The organism is Streptomyces sp. NBC_01450 (assembly GCF_036227505.1).
In the GTDB taxonomy this organism is placed as follows: Bacteria; Actinomycetota; Actinomycetes; order Streptomycetales; family Streptomycetaceae; genus Streptomyces.
On record NZ_CP109480.1, the window covers coordinates 10358225 to 10375855 of the forward strand.

Sequence of the window (17631 nt, forward strand, 5' to 3'; positions counted from 1 at the left end):
CGGCACCTTGCACCGGCGGCATCGCAGCTGCCGGACGCAGCGGGCCCGGTGCGGTCGCCCGCGCCGGGCCGAGGTGTGCGTGGAGCGGTTTCCGTAACCCTCGCTGCCTGTTTGGCGGCACCTCTTTTGAGCACGCAGGCCCTACCGACAGGCCTGTAAGTACGTAGTGCCTACCGGCACTTGACGGAGGGATGCGCGATGAGCGGTGACCAGATCGGCCGTCGGAACTACGGGTGTCCTATCCGGCGGTGGCGAGACCGATGAGCAGCAAGGCGATGTCGTCCGTCCGGGTGGCGGTTTGCCGTGCATGGTCGATCAAGACTGTGGCCAGTCGGTCCATGGGCTGGGGCCAGGCCTGGGCGAGTTGGGCGGCCAGCCCGGTCATGGCGTCGCCCAGGTCCACTCCGGGAGTCTCGATGAGTCCGTCGGTGTACAGGGCGAGGACGGTGCCGGGCGTCAGGGGGATCTCGGTGGAGGGATAGTCCGCGTGGGGATCGATACCGAGCAGTAGCCCGGGCGGCAGGGCAAGGACCTCGGCGTGCCCGTCCGGGTACCGCAGTACCGGCGGGGGATGCCCGGCAGTGGCCAGGACGGCCCGGTGGCGTGCGAGGTCGAGATGGGCGTACAGGCAGCTGACGAAGCGGCCCGGGTCCATGTCGACCAGCTGGCGGTTGGCCCGTGCGAGGGCCTGCGCCGGTGTGGCCCCGGCGAGGGCGTGGGAGCGGATGGCGGGGCGGATCCGACCCATGAGTGCGGCGGCGGTGAGGTTGTGGCCTTGAACGTCACCGATGACTGCGGCCGCGATGGTGTCGCTCACCCGGACCAGGTCGTAGAAGTCGCCGCCGATGTCCATGCCGCGGACGCTGGGCAGATAACGGGCGGCCGCGTTCAGTCCGGGAAGGTCCGGCAGCGAGTCGGGGAGCAGGGCCGCTTGCAGGGTCTGCGCGAGCTCCTTGCTGGTGTCGTACAGGTGGGCCCGTTCCAGCGCCTGCGCGATCAGTCCCGCGAGTGCGGTGAAGACGACCCGCTGTTGGTCGGGGAAAGGGTGGGGGCGGTCGAAGGCGAACACGCACGAGCCCACCGGGCGCCCGGAGGCGATCAATGGCAGAAAGGCCCAGGCATGGAGACCGTCCTGGCGGGGGGCGGACGGACAGGCCCGGGACAGCTCCTCGATGGTGGTGAAGAAGCTGGGCACGCCGGTGGCGAGGACCTGGACCGCGGGTGCCGGGAAGGTCAGCGGCGCTCCGTCGAATTGCTCCAAGAGCCGGGCGGGGTATCCGCGACAGCCGATGACGCGCATTCTTCCGTCCTCGGCCGCGAGCAGGGCCACGGTCTGGGCTCCGAAGGCCGGCAGCATCTCTTCGGTGATCAGATCGACCACGTCGCCCACGCCCACGGCTTCGGAGAGGGCGGTGGCCAGGTGCAGCACCCGGTAGGCCTCGCCCAGGCGAATCGGTTCACCCTGGGGCGCCCCTGCCCTGGCGGGCGCGGCCTGCGAGGCCCCGCCCGGATCGGTCGGCGAGATACGCACGCTCACCCCGGACCCGTCAGGGTAGAGCTCGAATGCGAGCCACCGCTCCGGCGCGATCATGGTGGTGAAGCGGCTGGGCTGCCGACTGACCACGGCGGCGCGGAAGCGGTCCTCGAAGGCGGCCGGTTCGGTGCACCAGGGCAAGGACTGCCAGGGGCGTGTACCGATCAGATCGGGGATGCTGCCGCCGAGGAGGGTGGCGGCGGTGGTGCTGATGTACGTGAACCTGCCCTCGAGGTCGAGCGAGCAACTGCCCTCCGGCAGCCGTTCGGCGAAGTCCGCGGCGGCCAGCGCCTCGGCGGGCGCCGGCCTGCGGGCGGGCGACTGCGGCAGGCTACGTGGTGCCGGTCCGGGACTGAGGGGGTGGCCGGTGTCGGCGGCGTCACGTAGGAATCGCCCGAGACGTCGACCGGCGACACGGACCCGCTCGGGGCTCGGACTGGCGGTCCCGGTCCCGGACGCGTCGGAGCCGGACCAGAACAGCAGCAGCGTGCCCCAGGCCGTGGTGCCGGTGAGGATCGGCGCCGCGGCCACCGCATGGTGGTACGGCAGGGCGATCGCCTGGCGCGGGTAGCGACGGGCGAGCTCCTGGGGGGCGGCGAGCCAGACCAACCGCCGCTCGCGCACCGCCTCGGCCACCGGAACGGGACTGGACAGCGCCACCCCGAACCAGGGCGCGAGATACTCCGCCGGTATCCCTGCGGTCACCTCCAGCCGTAGCGCCTGTCTGTCGGGCGCCAGCAGGAAGACCGCTCCCGCATGCACGCCCGTGTCGCGCACGGCGAGTTCCAGCAGCCGGTCCAGCTCGGCCCGGCGTACCGAATCGGTGGTGGACGAAGGGGGGCGGGACCCGTCGGGCTGTGCGGCGCCGTCTTCCCGTATGGCGCACATACCAGCACCGTACGTCCGCACCGGCCGACCCCGCGCGGGAAGCCCGGCTGTCGACCCCCATCGTGTGGTGCGGAAGCCTTGGCCGACCGGTGGCTCGTGGCCCAAGCGCCGTGAGGTCGCCCGCTCCCGGACCGCCTCGCCGCCTGCCGCGGTCGACGCCCTCACGTGGGGCCTGCTCGGACCGGACCACGGGCGTAACGGTCGGCCCGCGCGGCGAGCATGATCGCGACATAGCGGGCGTCGGCACGATCGGTGAGCAGATGGTCGGCGCCGTCGATCGATGAACGACTTGGGGTGCCGTGCCGCGTCGAGGATCCGCTGAGCATTCTCCACACCCACCGTGACCTCGAGTATCCGGTGAGCGGAGGCCAGCACCGCCGCGCCGCCCAGGGAATGCCCGATGAGGATCGACGGTGCCGCGAAGTGCCTGCGCAAATGGTCCGCGGCACGCACGAGATCGTCCACATCGGAGCTGAACGTACTGTCGGCGAAGTCGCCCCCGGACTCACCGAGGCCGGTGAAATCCACACTGAAGACCGCGATTCCGCGTTCGGCCAGCTCCCGGGAGATCCGAGCGGCCGCCAGCCAGTCCTTGCCACACGTGAGGCAGGGGACGAATACGGCGTACGCCCAAGGCGTCCCCTCCGGCAGATCCAGGCGCGCCACCAGAGGAACGCCCCGCGAACCGACGAATTCGATTTTCCTACGGCGCCTGGCCATCCCAGTATTCCACGTCCCAATCTCAACATAGTCGCATATAACCCGCCAATGATTCGCCGGCCCGTAATAGCCGCTTGGCGGAGCAGCCGTATCGGATGTCTTGAACCCCCGAACCTCTCACGTTCAGCCGTTCGCGAGGATTCGTGCCAGGTGTGTGTCCAGGTCGAGATGAAAGCGCTCGCTGCCCGGTGACGCTGCGGCCTCGGTCCATTGCAGGAATGACTTGATTTCGGGCAGTTGGACGGTCAAGACTGCTGTACCTGTCAACCGTTCCGTGAGCAGCTCGCGAGCGAATACCCACTCAATTGTTTCCCGCTGGCGGCGGCCGGTGTCCGTCCCGGATGCGGCGCATTTCCTGTCTGGCAGAGTAGATCGGCAAGACGCTGAGACGCATCGCATGATCTAGTGATTGGTCCGACTGGCAGATCGGGTCTCCGCATCACGGTCCCCGAACCCTTGGCTGCCCGACACCTCATACGACACGGACGGTCACCTGCGCGCCGGTGGCCGGCCTGCGCGAAGTGGGTGCCGAGGACCAGGGTGTCCGTGTCGGCGAGGGAGTCGAGCAGTTCGCGTCGCGAGGCCTCGGACTGCTCCGGGTCGATGTCGACGCACGCGCCGCCGGCAGGGTGGGCGAGTCGCTGGGGCGGCCTGCGGGAACTGCTGTCCGACGTGGCGGTCGAGCGCCCACGGCCCGAGACGCCCTGCTCGACCGACCGCTGACCGAACGCCTCCGCAACAGGCATGGTCGACGTCATGCGCCGTGCGTCGTGGGAGTCGGGCGGTGTGCTCCACTCAGCGGCATGTCAGGGAGAATCAGGGGCGCGCCTTCGTCATATGTATGGTGTCCGGGGTCCGCGGTCGTCCGGGCATATGAGCCGGCCAGCCGTTGCCGGAGTGTCTTCGCGCCACGCCCCTGCCACGACGCACCGCGGTACCCCGACGGACCGCGCCGCACCGGCCGCAACGAACAAGGAGTCAAGTGAGCAAGACCGAGGTCGTCACGGTGCCCCGCCCCCTTCTGCTGGACGACGGCCGGCCCGCCATCCACGCCTGGACACTCGACCCTGAGATGCGCCACCTCAACCACGGCTCCTTCGGCGCGGTCCCGATGATTGCCCAGCAGCGCCAGAACGAGCTGCGGGCCGAGATGGACCGGGCCCCGGTCGTATGGTTCCCGGGACTGCCGGACCGGATGGCCGCGGTGCGTGCGGAGATCGCCACGTTCTTGCGGGTCGACGCCGGCGACCTGGCCCTCGTGCCCAACGCGAGTGCAGGCGCCAGCACCGTCTACGCGGCGCTGGCCGCGCGGCCGGGCGGCGACATCGTGGTCACCGACCACGGCTACGGGGCGGTCACCATGGGGGCGGAGCGACTGGCACGCGGTTGGGGCACGCGGGTGCGCACGGCCCGGGTACCGCTGGCGGCCGACGCGGAGCGGGCCTACGAGGCGGTCATGGCCGAGGTGGACGACTCGACCGGGCTCATCGTCCTCGACCAGATCACATCGGCGACGGCCCGACGGATGCCGGTCGAACGCGTCGGCGCCGAAGCGGCGCGGCGCGGTATCCCGCTGCTGGTCGACGGCGCGCACGCCCCCGGGCTGCTCGCCGCCCCGCTGGAGGGCCTGGTCTGCGACGCCTGGGTCGGCAACCTGCACAAGTGGGGGTGCACGCCCCGCGGCACGGCGGCGCTCGTCGTCCGGGGCCCGCTGCGCGAGGACCTCCATCCGCTGATCGACTCCTGGAACGCGGCCGAACCCTTCCCGGAGCGCTTCGACCAGCAGGGCACGCTGGACGCCACCGGCTCGCTGGCCGCGCCCACGGCACTCGACTTCATCGAGCACACCTGGGGATGGCAGACGGCACGTCAGTACATGGACGAGCTGGCCGAGCACGGTGCCCGGATCGTCGGGGCCGCGTTCGCCGGCGGTCCCGCGGAACCCATCGACGTCGGCATGCCCGTACCCGGTATGCGGCTGGTTCGGCTCCCCGACGGGCTGGGCACCACCCGCATCGAGGCCGACGCCCTGCGGGACCGGGCCAGCGCCGAACTGGGCCTGGAGGCCGCCTTCACCAGCTTCGACGGGATCGGCTACCTACGGCTGTCCGCGCACGTCTACAACACCCCGGCCGACTACGAGTACTTCGCCGAGGAGTGTGTCCCCGTCGTCCGCGCGTGGGCTCGGGAAGCCCGCCGCTCCGGGAGTACGCGCTAGTGCCGCGGCAGGCAACGTTCGCCCCGTCGCGACGCCCGGCACGCCCTCTCGCCGCACCGGCCGAAAGCCCAAGTACGTCCAGTACGAGGACTTCCGGCCGGCACGCCGAGAGCACGCACCGGACGCCGCTCCTTGACGGGCAAACGTTGCCTGCCGCGGCACTAGTAGCGTGTCGCTGCTTAGGTATGGGCTGTTTGATTGAGAGGCTTGCGTCTGGCAGATTCCTCTCCCGCTCTGCCGGACAGGACTGGTGCGATGGGTTCGCAGAAGAAGAGGCCGGTGGTGCTGACCGCGCAGGACCGCGAGGAGTTGGTCCGGGTGACCACGACGGGGGTTCATCCGGCCTCGGTAATCAGGCGGGCGAGGGTGCTGCTCGCACTCGACACCTCTGCAGGCGGGATCGGCTCGCAGGAGGTGATCGCGGCCCGGCTCGGCGTCTCCGGTGAGACGTTGCGGCTGGTCGCCAAGCGTTTCACCGAAACCGGTGGCGATGTTCACGCCACCATCGCGCGGAAGAAGCGCGACCTCCCGCCGGTGCCCTCACCGGTGACCGGTGAGGTCGAAGCCCGGCTGATCGCGATGGCGTGCTCACAGCCACCCCAGGGCTATACCCGGTGGTCGCTGCGGCTGCTGGAGAAGCACGTCGCACTGGTCGAAGACATCCCCGATCTGGACCATTCCACCATCGGCCGGGTCTTAAAAAAACGGAACTGCGTCCTCACCTGAAGAAGTGCTGGACCATCCCACCACGGGCGAACGCGGAGTTCGCGGCCCGGATGGAAGACGTACTGGCCGTCTATGCCCGGCCCTATGACCCGGCACGTCCGGTCGTGTGCATGGACGAGAAGCCCTACCAGCTCCTCGGCCATGTCCGCGACCCGCTCCCGGCCCGCCCAGGTCACGACGCCTGCCAGGACAGCGAGTACATCCGCTGCGGCACGTGCTCGATCTTCGTATGGGTCGAACCCCTGCGCGGGTGGCGTCGAGTTCAGGCACTGTCCCAGAGGACCCGGATCGACTGGGCCGGCCAGGTCAGGCAGCTGCTGAGCGTGGACTACCCCGATGCCGAGACGGTTGTGCTGGTGATGGACAACCTCAACACCCACGGCATCGCCTCACTGTACGAGGCATTCGAACCAGAAGAGGCCTTCGCCCTGGCTCAGCGCCTCGAGATCCACCACACGCCCAAGCACGGGTCATGGCTCAACATCGCCGAGATCGAACTCTCCGCGCTGACCAGGCAATGTCTCGACCGCCGGATCGGCGACCTCGACACCCTCAACACCGAACTCTCAGCCTGGCAGAACGCCACCAACACCGACCAACGTCAGGTGGACTGGCAGTTCACCACCCACGACGCACGCATCAAACTGCGCCACCTCTATCCCAGGAATTAGCTGCGACAGTCTACTAGCTGTCGGACGGCCGAGAAGACGGGGTTGGCGAGCCACTCGCCGTGCGCCTGGGGACGATCCGGGTCGGAGACGGGGGACGGCCATGGCGGTTGTCGCGCGGTGCACGGGGTTGGGTTCACCTGAGTCGCTGCGGAGGGCTTTCGCGTGACCGGCGTGGACCCGCAGCGGCCGGTGCCTGAAGTGTGCGGGGGCGGCGGACTTGGCCGCCGCCTCGGGCCGGTGCGGCAGCGAGATCCGGTGCAGCACGAGACAGCGACTGTTCCGTCCGTCAACGTCGTCCAGGACCTCGCGCAGGACCTCGTCGATGGCTTCAAGCTCGTGCTGGTCGGGTCGGGCGTCCGGACCGGAGTGTGTGCCACGTGCCACCTGAAGCTGAAAGCCCCGTCGGCTACCGGTAGTCGCTGACAAGTGCGGCGAACATGTCGAGCATGCGCAGAGTCTCGGGCTCGGGCTGGGTCGGCAGCGAAAGTGCTACGTGGTCAGCTCCCGCCTCCGCGTAAGCGGCGATGAGTTCGGACCTGGCCGACACGGACGCCACCATCACCGGCTTGTCCCCAGCGACCTCGGCCAACCGGTTCAACTGGGACGGGACGCGGGCCGGGTGGCCCACCGAGTGCGGCATCCAGCCATCGCCGTGCGCCGCCACGCTGGCCAACGCCGCCTCGCCATCGCCACCAATGTAAATGGGCGGATGCGGGCGTTGTACCGGCTTGGGCCAAGAGAAAATCGGGTCGAAGCCAATGTGCTCGCCGTGGAACTCGGCCTTGTCCTTGCTCCAGATCTCCTTGATCGCGGCCAACTGTTCGTTCAGCAGCTGTCCCCGCGTGCGTGGATCCGTGCCGTGATTGCGCATCTCCTCACGGCTCCAGCCCGTGCCCACGCCGAAGATCACCAGGCCGCCGGACACCAGGTCCAGGCTGGCTACCTGCTTGGCGGTATGAATCACATCGCGCTGGACCAGCAGAGCCACTCCGGTTCCCAGCACCAGGTTGTCGGTCACCGCCGCGGCCGCCGTCAACGCGACGAATGGGTCGAGCGTGCGGTAATACACCCTGGGCAGCGCCCCGCCCCCGGGAAACGGCGCGCGACTTCGGGGGCACTTCATCCTGCGGTATCGCCGGCCCAAACCCCTTTCGGGCACCGTCGAAACGATGGCATGAGCGACGGCGCGCAGCCGATAGTGATGTCCTTTCCGGCGACCGGTTCAGACATGGGGGAACGACATGCGCAGAATCTTCCGCGGCGTCGCCGCGTTGGCGATCGCGGCGACCGCCGTCGTGGCGATGAGCGGCACGGCGCGGGCGAAGCCCGCCGAAGGCGACTGGAACGGTTGCCCGTACGGAGCCGTCTGCATCTGGGGCCAGGACCGCAACCCGTACCTCGACCCCCACCCGACCAACGTGTACTGGAGCTACGGCGCCCACAACCTGAGCAGCCAGTACGGCGACCACTACGTCTTCAACAACCAGTACGGCGGTGCCAGCATGAGCCTGTGCACCGGCTACAACGGCGTCGGCTGCCATGTGGCGCTCGAGGTGCAGGAAATCGGGAGCTTCAACCTGACGCCCTACAACTCGGTGACCCTCGACCGGTAGCCCATTCACTGCCCGGGGACCGCACTCGGAACCGCGAACGACGGTGGCGAACGCTCGCGTCGAAGGCATCGTCCGCTCCTGGACCGTGGACGGACCGGCCTGCGCATGACGTCTTTCGTGGACATGCCCTCCGCGGTGCGTCTGGCGACGTAGTCCCTGGTCCGTGAGCCGCGTTGCATGCGGCCCACGGACGATGGCTCAGAGGGCGCTGTTGGCATGCCGGTCTCCCTTGGCCAACGCTCGGTCTGCCCCTGAGCCTGGCCACGTCCCGGGGGACACAGCTCGAATCCGCGGGTCAGGCAACGGCGCTCCGGGGGTGGCACCTGCCGTGGCGAGATGATGCCCGACCCGGCCACCGACCCTACGGTGATGGCATGACGGTACTCAACGGCTGGAGGCGGCAAGGGCGATCCGGGAACCGCGCGGTCGACGCCCTGGGCGTGGCTGTGCTGTGCGTGCTGTCGGTCGTGGCTGCCTCGGTCGACCCGCACGAGCACGAGTTCGTGTTGCGCTGGTCCGCCGTGGTGCTGGCTACCGTGGGCTGCTCCGCGCTGATCTGGCGGCGGCGTCACCCGTTCGGCGTACTGGTCGTCGCCGTTGGCTGCGGGGTGGCTTTTCAGGTGCTCGGGTTCCGGGAGAGCCCGCTGGTGACAAGCCCGGTTCTGGTGTCCGTCTACAACGTGGCCGTGCTGACCGACCGGCGCACTGCCTGGACCGCGGCAGCCGCTTCGGCTGCCGTCATGGTGGGCGCTGTCGCGGTGTGGTCCTCGAATTCGTGGCTGGACCCGGACAAGGCTGCGATGCTGGCCTGGACGGCCCTGCCGGCCGCCGTCGGGGACGGGCTGCGCTCGCGGCGCGCCTATGTGGCGGCCGTGGAGGAACGGGCGGAGCAGGCCGAGCGTACTCGCGAGCAGGAAGCACAGCAGCGAGTGGCAGCCGAACGTGTACGGATCGCACGCGAGCTGCACGACATCGTCGCGCACCACATCGCCTTGATCAACGCCCAGGCAGGCGTCGCCGTTCATCTGTTGGACCAGCGTCCGGAACAGATCCTGACGGCGTTGGAGAACATCCGGGACACCAGCCGCTCCGCGCTGGACGAACTACGGGTGACGGTAGGCCTGCTGAGGCAGTCCGACGAGCCGGTGGCGCCCCGCGACCCGATGCCGGGCCTTGCGCAGGTACCAGCACTTCTGGCGTCGTTCGAACGCGCCGGGCTGGCCGTGAGCCACATGCGGCGGGGCACCACCGAACCGCTGGAGCCGGCGGTCGAACTGGCCGCGTACCGCATCGTGCAGGAGTCCTTGACCAATGTGCGCAAGCACGCCGGGGCCGACCATGCCCGGCTCTGCCTGCACTATGACCGTGAACGGCTGACGATCACCGTCGAGGACGACGGGTGCGCCGGACCGCACCACCCTCGCCCGGGGGCCGGTCACGGGCTGATCGGGATGCGTGAGCGGGCTACCACGATCGGGGGCACGCTGCATGCGGGACCGCGCCCCGAGGGCGGGTTCACCGTGACCGCCGAACTGCCGCTGCGCCCCAGCCCGGCGCGGGATCGGAGACATGAGGATGACGATTCGCGTACTGCTTGCCGATGACCAGGCCCTGCTGCGGGGGACCTTCCGCATGCTGTTCGACGCCACGGAAGACATGGAGACCGTGGCCGAGGCGTCCAACGGCCGCGAGGCAGTCGAGCTGGCCGGTGCGCAGCGCCCCGATGTGGTCCTGATGGACATCCGCATGCCGGAGATGGACGGCCTCGAGGCGACACGGCTCATCACGGAGTCTGAGGACCTCGCAGAGGTGAAGGTGCTCATCCTGACCACCTTCGAAGATGACGAGCACGTCGCCGACGCACTGCGAGCGGGTGCGAGCGGCTTTCTCGGCAAGGGAGCACGACCAGAGGAGCTCCTCGATGCCGTTCGCACGGTCGCGGACGGCGAGGCGCTGCTGTCCCCGTCAGCGACGCGAGCGCTGATCACTCGTTTTCTGGCCCAGCCGGATCCATGCCCGGCGGCCGTGCACGAGCGGCTGGAGAGCCTGACACCGAGGGAACGCGACGTCACGAGCCTGGTCGCACTGGGTCTGTCCAACGACGAGATCGCCGAGCGCCTGTTCGTCAGCCCGCTGACCGCCAAGACCCACATCAACCGGGCCATGACCAAGCTGGCAGCTCGTGACCGCGCCCAGCTCGTGGTCATCGCCTACCAGTGCGGGCTGGTCAGTCCGGCTACGGAACCAGAGCCCGCATAGTCGTCGGCGCGGTGCGTCCCCCTCCTGTCCCAGCCGTAGGCCGACGTACCGCATACCGCAGCCGTGGTAGCCGGAAGTCGCTGCGTGGGGACGACGCGCTGAGGGCCGCTCCTGGGAGAAGGTGAAACCCTGAACGGAGGTTTCGCCATGACCGAAGCCCACTGCCTGACCAAGAAGTCCGACGAGAACACGGCCGTCGAGGAATGCCGGACGATCCGTGAACTTCTGGCCCGAAACGAACGCGAGTCCCTCGCACCCGATGAGGCGAGCGCGGTGCGGGCTCACCTGGCAACCTGCACCACGTGCCGGGACGAGTGCGATCGTCTCGCAGTCGTGCCCGCACACCTGTCTCTTCTGCGCGACGCCCTGGCCTGCGGCAGAGGCCGAAACGCGCGGACACACGCGGCCAACGGGCCTGACTGCGGCCACGCGTTCCCTCGTCACCGCAGGCCACACCGGTCGGCCCCGACCAGGCAGCTCACGCTGTCTCAATGGGTCAACAGGACCACGTCGCCCATCAGGTGAGCGGACCTCGCGGAAGCGAGGACATGCCTGGGGCGGAACGGCAAGGAGGCCTATTGAGTGGCTGCGCCGGACCCCTCGGCCAGCGCGCGGCGACTGGAGCCGACACCAGTCGGACGACCGCCTTCTCCTCGCTGTCCTGCGCGGCCGACTGGACCAGAACCGCTTCCGCGTCCTGGTCACCGGCAAGGGCACACTCGTCAACGCGCTACTCGAACGCGACGTCCTGCCCGCCGGACCCGTACCGGTGACCGCGCTCGTCTTGCGACTGTGCGCCCCACTGCCCTCGGACGGCGGCGAGCTCGTCGACGCCCCGGGCGCCGGATCCGTCCATGAAGTCTCCGCCATGGGTGCGGTGGTTCCCTCCGGCGCCAGACGCCGGCCCCGCTGCCCGCTGCCCGCCGTCTGCTGTTGGGCTCGTCCGGGACCTCCTGCCAGGTCCCCTCGGCCGGGTGGGACGGCTGCCCGGACACCCTCGGGCCGCACCCCCAGCGGGCGGGCGCCGATCCGCCCGGCTCGGAGTCCGCCGCCTGCTGGGCTTCGCCCACGGCCTTCCACAGGGGTAGCGCCGTTTTCATTCGGGAGATGCCGTCCGGCGTGATGGTGGCGATCCGTGCGCGGCGGTCGGCTGCGACGGCGGCCGGCGTGATCGTCATCTCTCCGCGAGCGCGGAGCTGCTGCAGGATGCTGAACTGCGTGGCACGAAGACCGACCGGGGCGAGGGCCTTGTCGTAGGCCGCTCCGAGCTGCGCCTGTAGATCGCCAGAGCGGACGGTACGTCCACCACGGCGGCAGTGAAAACCCTCGTCGGCGCCTATGCCCACGGCGCGGACGAACGCGTCACCATTGAGGACGTCGTCCCGCCGGCCCACTACGGCGCCCGAGGACTCACCGGCTTCTACGTAGCCTTCGGCCCGCTGGTCTTCACGCTCACCGTCCTGGCGGGTGGGACCGCCTTCACCACCAAGTCGCTCCGTACCCACCTCGGCCCAGTCGGTCTCCCGGTCGCCACGCTCGTGCTCCGCACCGTCGGCAACGCCACCAGCGGTGCCACCATCGGTGTCGATCTGCCGCCCACCGCGGCCTGACCTGTGTCCCCGCGGTCCGCAGACCCTGCACCCATCACTCACGTTCGAATCCCACACTCAGCAGCCCAGATCAGAAGGAGATCGACCGATGACCGCCAGCGACCTTGTTCTCATCGCCAATGCCGGTGACGTCGGCCGCACGGCCCTGGAACAACTGCGCGCACAGGACGTGCCGGTCCGTGCCATGGTCCGCCGCGACGACGATCGTGCGGCGAAGCTGCGTGCGCTCGGTGCGGAGGTCGTCGTGGGCGATCTGACACGGCCCGAGAGCGTGGCGGCCGCGCTGGAAGGTGTCGGGAGAATGTACTTCGCGATGCCCGTGTCGCCGGATCATCTGCTGGCGACAACCGTGGTGGCCAGCGTGGCGCGCGAACATGCGGGCCTGGAGGCTCTGGTGGGCATGTCGCAGATGACGGTGTCGCAGATGACCGCCACCAGTACCGCGGAGTCGCACCAGCAGCGGCTGCACTGGCTCGGGGAGCAGGTACTGAACTGGTCGGGCCTGCCGGTGGTGCACATCCGGCCGACGTCGTTCCTGGACAACCCGCTGTTCACCACGCTCGCGGCACGGTCGATCCGGGAGAACGGCACGATCGCGCTGCCCTTCGGCACCGGGCACACCTCGCCGGTCGCCGTCGTCGACGTCGCCCGGGTGGTCTCCACCGTGCTCCGCGACCCGGTTCCGCACATCGGCCATGTCTACGAGCTGACGGGACCGCGCACGGTCGACATGACCGAGATGGCCGAGGAGTTCTCGCGGGCGCTGGGTCGCCCGGTGTCCTATGTGGACGTGCCGCTGGACCGGTGGCGGGCCGAGGTACTTGCCAAGGCGGAACTGCCGCCGCACACCGAACAGCACGTCGCCACCATGGCCCGCCTGCACCGGGAGAACCGCTACGACCGCGCGTCCGACGACGTCGAGCGGGTGACAGGCGTACCGGCCGAGTCGGTCGAGACGTTCGTGGCTGCTCGCAAGGACTTCTACCTGGGCTGAGCCGCTCCGCCCGGCTCCACCCGCCGACCACAGGAGCAGCGCCCCCTGGGGCTTTCCGGCGGAGAGTCATTAAGTAAGTCGGACTGAAGCTTTCTGAAACAAAGGCTAACTGGAGCTTTTCATTCTGGTCGGCGATGGTGGGGTCATGTCCGCACGCATCGCCTCTCCCCGCTTCCTCGCCCTGGTCGGCACCGTTGTGCTCTGGGCTTCGGCGTTTCCCGCCATCCGGGTGGGTATCGACGGCCTGGGAGTGGCGGCGCTGTCACTCCTGCGGCTCCTGATCGCCGCCGTCGCGTTGCTCGCCGTGGCACCCTTCGCGAAGGTACGGCTGCCGCGACGCGGCGATCTGCCGCTGATCACTCTGTGCGGGGCCACCGGCATGACCGCGTACCAGGTCCTGCTCAACTGGGGCGAAGTGCATGTGGAGGCCGGGACCGCGAGTCTGCTGATCGCGATCGCCCCCGTCTTCAGCGTGCTGCTGGGGAGTCTGTTCCTCGGTGAGCGGCTCACCCGCAGCATCGTCGTCGCGCTGGCCGGCGCGGCCGTCGTCAGCCTGGGCGAGGGCACCAGCGGGTTCTCCGTCGCGGCCCTCGTCATCCTGGCGGCAGCCCTGGTCCAAGGGGTGTACCACTTCGCGAGCAAGCCCCTGCTGCGCCACCGCACAGGTCTGGAGGTCGCCACATACGCGATGGTCGCGGGTACGGTCTTCGCGTTGCCCCTGGTCCCCGCCGCCTGGCACGCGGCCGTCCACGCCCAGGCCGCCGCACTGGCCTCCGCCGCCTACCTGGGCCTGCTGCCGTCCGCTCTCGGCTTCGTCATCTGGGCCTACGCGGTTGCCCGGCTGCCACTGGCGGTCTCCACCGCGGCCCTGTACCTGGTGCCGCCGGTGGCACTGATCGTCTCCTTCGTCTCGCTGGCGGAGGTACCCCGTCCCATCGCACTGGTCGGCGGAGCCATAAGTGTCGCGGGCGTGATCCTGATCAGCCGGCACAAGCAGAGCCACAGTCCCACCGACGTCCCCGCCGTGGACTGGGCCGAGCCCGCTGCCCAGCAGGCGGCCAGCGTGCCGGCACCGGCACGGTGAAAGCGCCCGCCGCACCGGGGCGCCCCTGCGTTCCCGCGCGCCGCCGACCCCGATTCGAGCAAGGAGCCGCTTGTGCTTGACGTACGCCGCCTGCGCATCCTCCAGCACCTGGCCGCCTATGGAACCGTCGCGGCCACGGCGGATGCGCTGCATCTGACGGCACCGGCGGTATCCCAGCATCTCGCCGCCCTGCAGAAGGAGGCCGGCACGCCCGTCGTCGAGAAGCACGGTCGCACGCTGCGTCTGACCGCCGCAGGGGAACTCCTGGTGGCCCACACCGAGGTCATCCTGGCAGAGCTCGCGGCAGCCGAGTCCGGCCTGGCCGCGCTGCAGAGCGGCCGCCGAGGCACGGTACGGATCAGCGCCTTCGCCTCCGCCGCCCGCACCCTCGTTCCGCCCTTGTTCGAACGTCTCGCCGACTCCGACCCCGACCGTGGCGCTGACAGCCATACCGGTTTCGCTCGGGATCTCTCGCTGCGGCTCTCCGTTCAGGAGCCCGACGAAGCCCTCGACGAGCTTCACAAACGCTCCACCGACCTCGCCCTGGTACACAGCTACAGCGTGCTGCCACGCAGCGTCCCCGCCGTGTGGGAGCAAACAGTCCTGATGGAGGAACCGGTCCTCCTCGCCCTGCACCCCGATCGGGCCGCAGTGGAGGGACTCGCCGCCGGGCAGCCCGCGGACCTGTCCCGTCTGGCGCAGCTGCCGTGGCTGACCCCCGGCCCGGAGACCTCCTGCTACGAGATGATCCAGCGGGCTTGCGGCGCGGCCGGTTTCGTCCCGGACATCCGGGCCTCCAGCAGTGATTTCTCCGTGCTGACGGCTCTGGCCGCCGTCGACGCGGGCGCCGTTCTGGTTCCCCGTATGGCTCTGCCGGACAACACAGCGCCGCTCAGCCTTCACCCCCTGGTCCGTCCCGTGTCCCGGACCGTCTTCACGGTCAGCCGCGCGGGCACCGGCAAGCACCCCGACCTTCGGGCCGTGCTGGACCTGCTGCACGAGACGGCCACGGCGCTCGACGACAGGGACGGCAGCCGACCCGACGGGGCGTCAGCTCCCTCGCGCCGTCCGTCGTGATGCCAGGACGCCGGGAACCCGGCCGCCCCACGCAACCTTGAAGAGCGCTGACCCCTCATACCAAGGGAACCCGCCCGGGTACGTGGAGAGGAGCGCCTGTTGGCCCGTCAGTTGTCCCGCCGGAAGTTCATGGTCTACTCGCTCGCGGCGTCCACCTTGACCGTCGCGGCGCCCATCGGCTGCGACACGTCGTCGGCGGAGGGCGTCGAGCCCACCGCGGCAGGGATGGACGGGCCGTCCCGCGTCCTGGCGACCGGCGCCGACGAGGAGATGCTGGTCCTGGAGGTCACCATCGCCAACAAGGTGGTCGTACGACTGCCGCGCGTCGAGGTCGGCCAGGGCATCACGACCGCGGTCGCCATGATGATCGCCGAGGAACTGGACGCCCGGCTCGCCGATGTCGACATCCCGCTCGCCGAGGCCCGCGCCAAGGGGAACCAGTCCACTGGTGGCTCGAACTCCGTCAGTTCCCTGTACGGCCCCGCCCGCGCGCTCGCCGCCACCGCCCGGGCCCGGCTGGTGACCGCGGCCGCCCGGCGCTGGCACCTGCCCGCCCGGAGCCTGCGTACCCGCGACACGATGGTGGTCGCTCCCGACGGCCGTACGGCCACCTTCGGGTCACTGACCGCGGCCGCCGCCCGGATCCACCGGCCCGACGTGTCGAGCAAGCCCAAGCCCGCGTCCCAGCACAAGGTGATCGGACGGCCGACGGGCCGGATCGACGCGCGGGACATCGTCACCGGCAGGGCGAAGTACGCCGGGGACCTGGAGGTGGCCGAGGCGAAGCCGACCGTGGTCGCCCGGCCGCCGACGCTCGGCGGGAGGCTCGTCTCGGTCGACGACCGGGCGGCTCGTGCGATGCCCGGCGTCCACACGGTGGTCAAGGTCGGCGGCGGTGTCGCCGTGGTGGCGGAGTCCTTCCACCACGCTTTCAAGGCCCGCGACGCTCTGCGCATCACCTGGGCGCCCGGGCCGTTGGCATCGTTGTCCGACGCCGCCATCCGGTCCCGGCTACGGGCCGCCGTTCCCTCGCTCGGCACTGCGCCGCGCGGATCGGCGCAGGTCGAGGGCGAGTTCGAGTTCGCCTTCGTCAGTCATGCCCCGATGGAGGTGCTCACCGCGGTGGCGGACGTCCGCGCCGACCGTGCCGAGATCTGGTTCTCCTCCCAGACCCCGATGGACGCGCGGGAAAGCATCGCCTCGGCGATCGGACTGCCGAAGTCGAAGGTCCGGGTCCACGTCGTCCGGGGTGGCGGCTCGTTCGGACGGCGGCTGAACTACGACGCCGCGATCGAGGCGGCCCTGATCTCGAAGGCGGCCCGGCGGCCGGTGAAACTGATGTGGAGCCGTGCGGACGACATCCGGCACGGCCGGATGCGCCCGGCCTCCCATCACCGGATCCGCGCCAGCCATGCGCAGGGCAGGGTGGTGGCCTTCGGCCATGCGATGGCCTCGGTGAGCGAGTCGTACGCGCAGCAGGGCCTGACCGCTCAGGGCGGTGTGAGCGCTGTGGCCGTCGGCCCGCTGCCCAGCGACAGCGGCCTCTACAACTTCGGGCGCGTCTCCGGGGATTCGGGCTCGGTCGAGCTCGCGATGCCCCTCGGCGCCTGGCGGTCGGTGGACTCCGGGACGATGCGCACCGCGGAGGAGATCGTCGTCGACGAGGTCGCCGCGAGGCTGGGCAAGGACCCGGTGGCCTTCCGGCGCGGCACGCTCAGGAGCAAGGCGGTCAAAGCCGTACTCGACAAGGTCGCGACCGCCGGAAGCTGGGGTCGGCACCTGCCGTCCGGCCACGCGCAGGGTGTGGCTGTCCACGAGGAATACGGCTCCTGCGTGGCCTGCCTGGTCGAGATCGACGCCACCGACCCGAAGAATCCCCGGGTGACCAAGGTGGTGATGGCGGCCGATGTCGGAACGGCCGTCAACCCGCGCGGACTCGAGGCCCAGCTCATGGGTACCGCCGTCGACGGCATCTCCACCGTGCTGCGGGCCGGACTGCACATCGACCGGGGTGCGGTGCGCGAGGGCAGCTTCGCCGACTTCCGCTATGCCCGCCAGCAGCACTCTCCGCTGCGATTCGAGGCGCACATCATGCCGTCACGGCGGGAGCCCGGCGGGGCAGGCGAACTCGGCGTGCCGGCCGCGGCCGGCGCCGTGGCGAACGCCTATGCCCGCGCGACCCGCACCAAGCCCCGCCGCTTCCCGATCAACTTCTGATCGCTGTCCGAGAAGGTACT

Annotated in this window: 16 protein-coding genes and 2 pseudogenes; 13 read left to right on the forward strand and 5 right to left on the reverse strand. The window is 69.9% G+C overall.

The features are described 5' to 3' along the window. Positions 1 to 238 precede the first annotated feature (238 nt). From OG568_RS46230 to OG568_RS46240, 3 genes and pseudogenes are all read right to left on the reverse strand, one after another. On the reverse strand, positions 239 to 2422 hold the full coding sequence (locus tag OG568_RS46230; RefSeq protein ID WP_329535945.1) for a SpoIIE family protein phosphatase: 2184 nt from the start codon (positions 2420 to 2422) through the stop codon (positions 239 to 241). Between the two features lie 213 nt (positions 2423 to 2635). After that, a pseudogene (locus tag OG568_RS61615) lies at positions 2636 to 3142 on the reverse strand (alpha/beta hydrolase family protein); the annotation flags it as partial. A gap of 515 nt (positions 3143 to 3657) precedes the next feature. Then, positions 3658 to 3789, reverse strand: a pseudogene (locus OG568_RS46240) (MBL fold metallo-hydrolase); the annotation flags it as partial. A 335-nt stretch (positions 3790 to 4124) separates the two neighbouring features. Here OG568_RS46240 and OG568_RS46245 point away from each other — a divergent pair. The 4 genes from OG568_RS46245 to OG568_RS46260 all read left to right on the forward strand — a co-directional run bounded on the left by OG568_RS46245 (position 4125) and on the right by OG568_RS46260 (position 7180). Continuing rightward, positions 4125 to 5360, forward strand: coding sequence for an aminotransferase class V-fold PLP-dependent enzyme (locus OG568_RS46245; RefSeq protein ID WP_329535947.1), 1236 nt, complete (start codon positions 4125 to 4127; stop codon positions 5358 to 5360). Between the two features lie 255 nt (positions 5361 to 5615). Beyond that, positions 5616 to 6086: a helix-turn-helix domain-containing protein gene (locus OG568_RS46250; protein WP_266624875.1), complete on the forward strand. Its 471-nt coding sequence runs from the start codon at positions 5616 to 5618 to the stop codon at positions 6084 to 6086. After that, positions 5975 to 6757: an IS630 family transposase gene (locus tag OG568_RS46255; RefSeq protein ID WP_329534954.1), complete on the forward strand. Its 783-nt coding sequence runs from the start codon at positions 5975 to 5977 to the stop codon at positions 6755 to 6757. Before OG568_RS46250 ends, OG568_RS46255 begins: the two co-directional genes overlap by 112 nt. 162 nt (positions 6758 to 6919) lie before the next feature. Beyond that, positions 6920 to 7180: a hypothetical protein gene (locus tag OG568_RS46260; protein WP_329535948.1), complete on the forward strand. Its 261-nt coding sequence runs from the start codon at positions 6920 to 6922 to the stop codon at positions 7178 to 7180. Here the strand turns inward: OG568_RS46260 and OG568_RS46265 are convergent. Beyond that, positions 7164 to 7949 (reverse strand): TIGR03619 family F420-dependent LLM class oxidoreductase, encoded by a 786-nt coding sequence (locus tag OG568_RS46265; protein ID WP_329536633.1) that lies wholly within the window; start codon positions 7947 to 7949, stop codon positions 7164 to 7166. The genes OG568_RS46260 and OG568_RS46265 overlap by 17 nt on opposite strands. 49 nt (positions 7950 to 7998) lie before the next feature. On the opposite strand from OG568_RS46265, the gene OG568_RS46270 reads away from it, so the two are divergent. The 4 genes from OG568_RS46270 to OG568_RS46285 all read left to right on the forward strand — a co-directional run bounded on the left by OG568_RS46270 (position 7999) and on the right by OG568_RS46285 (position 11154). Further along, positions 7999 to 8370 carry a hypothetical protein gene (locus OG568_RS46270; protein WP_329535949.1) on the forward strand — a complete coding sequence of 124 codons (372 nt, stop codon included), beginning with the start codon at positions 7999 to 8001 and terminating at the stop codon, positions 8368 to 8370. A 374-nt stretch (positions 8371 to 8744) separates the two neighbouring features. Then, a complete protein-coding gene (locus tag OG568_RS46275; RefSeq protein ID WP_266579178.1) occupies positions 8745 to 9974 on the forward strand; it encodes a sensor histidine kinase in 1230 nt (409 codons plus the stop codon). Continuing rightward, a complete protein-coding gene (locus tag OG568_RS46280) occupies positions 9946 to 10629 on the forward strand; it encodes a response regulator transcription factor (RefSeq protein ID WP_266418907.1) in 684 nt (227 codons plus the stop codon). Before OG568_RS46275 ends, OG568_RS46280 begins: the two co-directional genes overlap by 29 nt. Before the next feature lie 147 nt (positions 10630 to 10776). Continuing rightward, positions 10777 to 11154 (forward strand): zf-HC2 domain-containing protein, encoded by a 378-nt coding sequence (locus OG568_RS46285; protein ID WP_329535950.1) that lies wholly within the window; start codon positions 10777 to 10779, stop codon positions 11152 to 11154. A 205-nt stretch (positions 11155 to 11359) separates the two neighbouring features. Here the strand turns inward: OG568_RS46285 and OG568_RS46290 are convergent, their stop codons facing one another. Then, positions 11360 to 11485: a hypothetical protein gene (locus OG568_RS46290; protein ID WP_329535951.1), complete on the reverse strand. Its 126-nt coding sequence runs from the start codon at positions 11483 to 11485 to the stop codon at positions 11360 to 11362. 460 nt (positions 11486 to 11945) lie between these two features. Between OG568_RS46290 and OG568_RS46295 the strand changes: the two genes are divergently transcribed. The 5 genes from OG568_RS46295 (at position 11946) to OG568_RS46315 (ending at position 17611) form a co-directional block, all read left to right on the forward strand. After that, a complete protein-coding gene (locus tag OG568_RS46295) occupies positions 11946 to 12239 on the forward strand; it encodes a hypothetical protein (protein WP_329535952.1) in 294 nt (97 codons plus the stop codon). Between the two features lie 88 nt (positions 12240 to 12327). Continuing rightward, positions 12328 to 13233, forward strand: coding sequence for an NAD(P)H-binding protein (locus OG568_RS46300; protein ID WP_329535953.1), 906 nt, complete (start codon positions 12328 to 12330; stop codon positions 13231 to 13233). Between the two features lie 145 nt (positions 13234 to 13378). Then, positions 13379 to 14317, forward strand: coding sequence for a DMT family transporter (locus OG568_RS46305; protein ID WP_329535954.1), 939 nt, complete (start codon positions 13379 to 13381; stop codon positions 14315 to 14317). 72 nt (positions 14318 to 14389) lie between these two features. After that, complete coding sequence (locus OG568_RS46310) at positions 14390 to 15394, forward strand: LysR substrate-binding domain-containing protein (protein WP_329535955.1); 1005 nt, start codon at positions 14390 to 14392, stop codon at positions 15392 to 15394. A gap of 129 nt (positions 15395 to 15523) precedes the next feature. After that, on the forward strand, positions 15524 to 17611 hold the full coding sequence (locus OG568_RS46315; protein ID WP_329536634.1) for a xanthine dehydrogenase family protein molybdopterin-binding subunit: 2088 nt from the start codon (positions 15524 to 15526) through the stop codon (positions 17609 to 17611). The last annotated feature ends 20 nt before the right edge of the window (positions 17612 to 17631 follow it).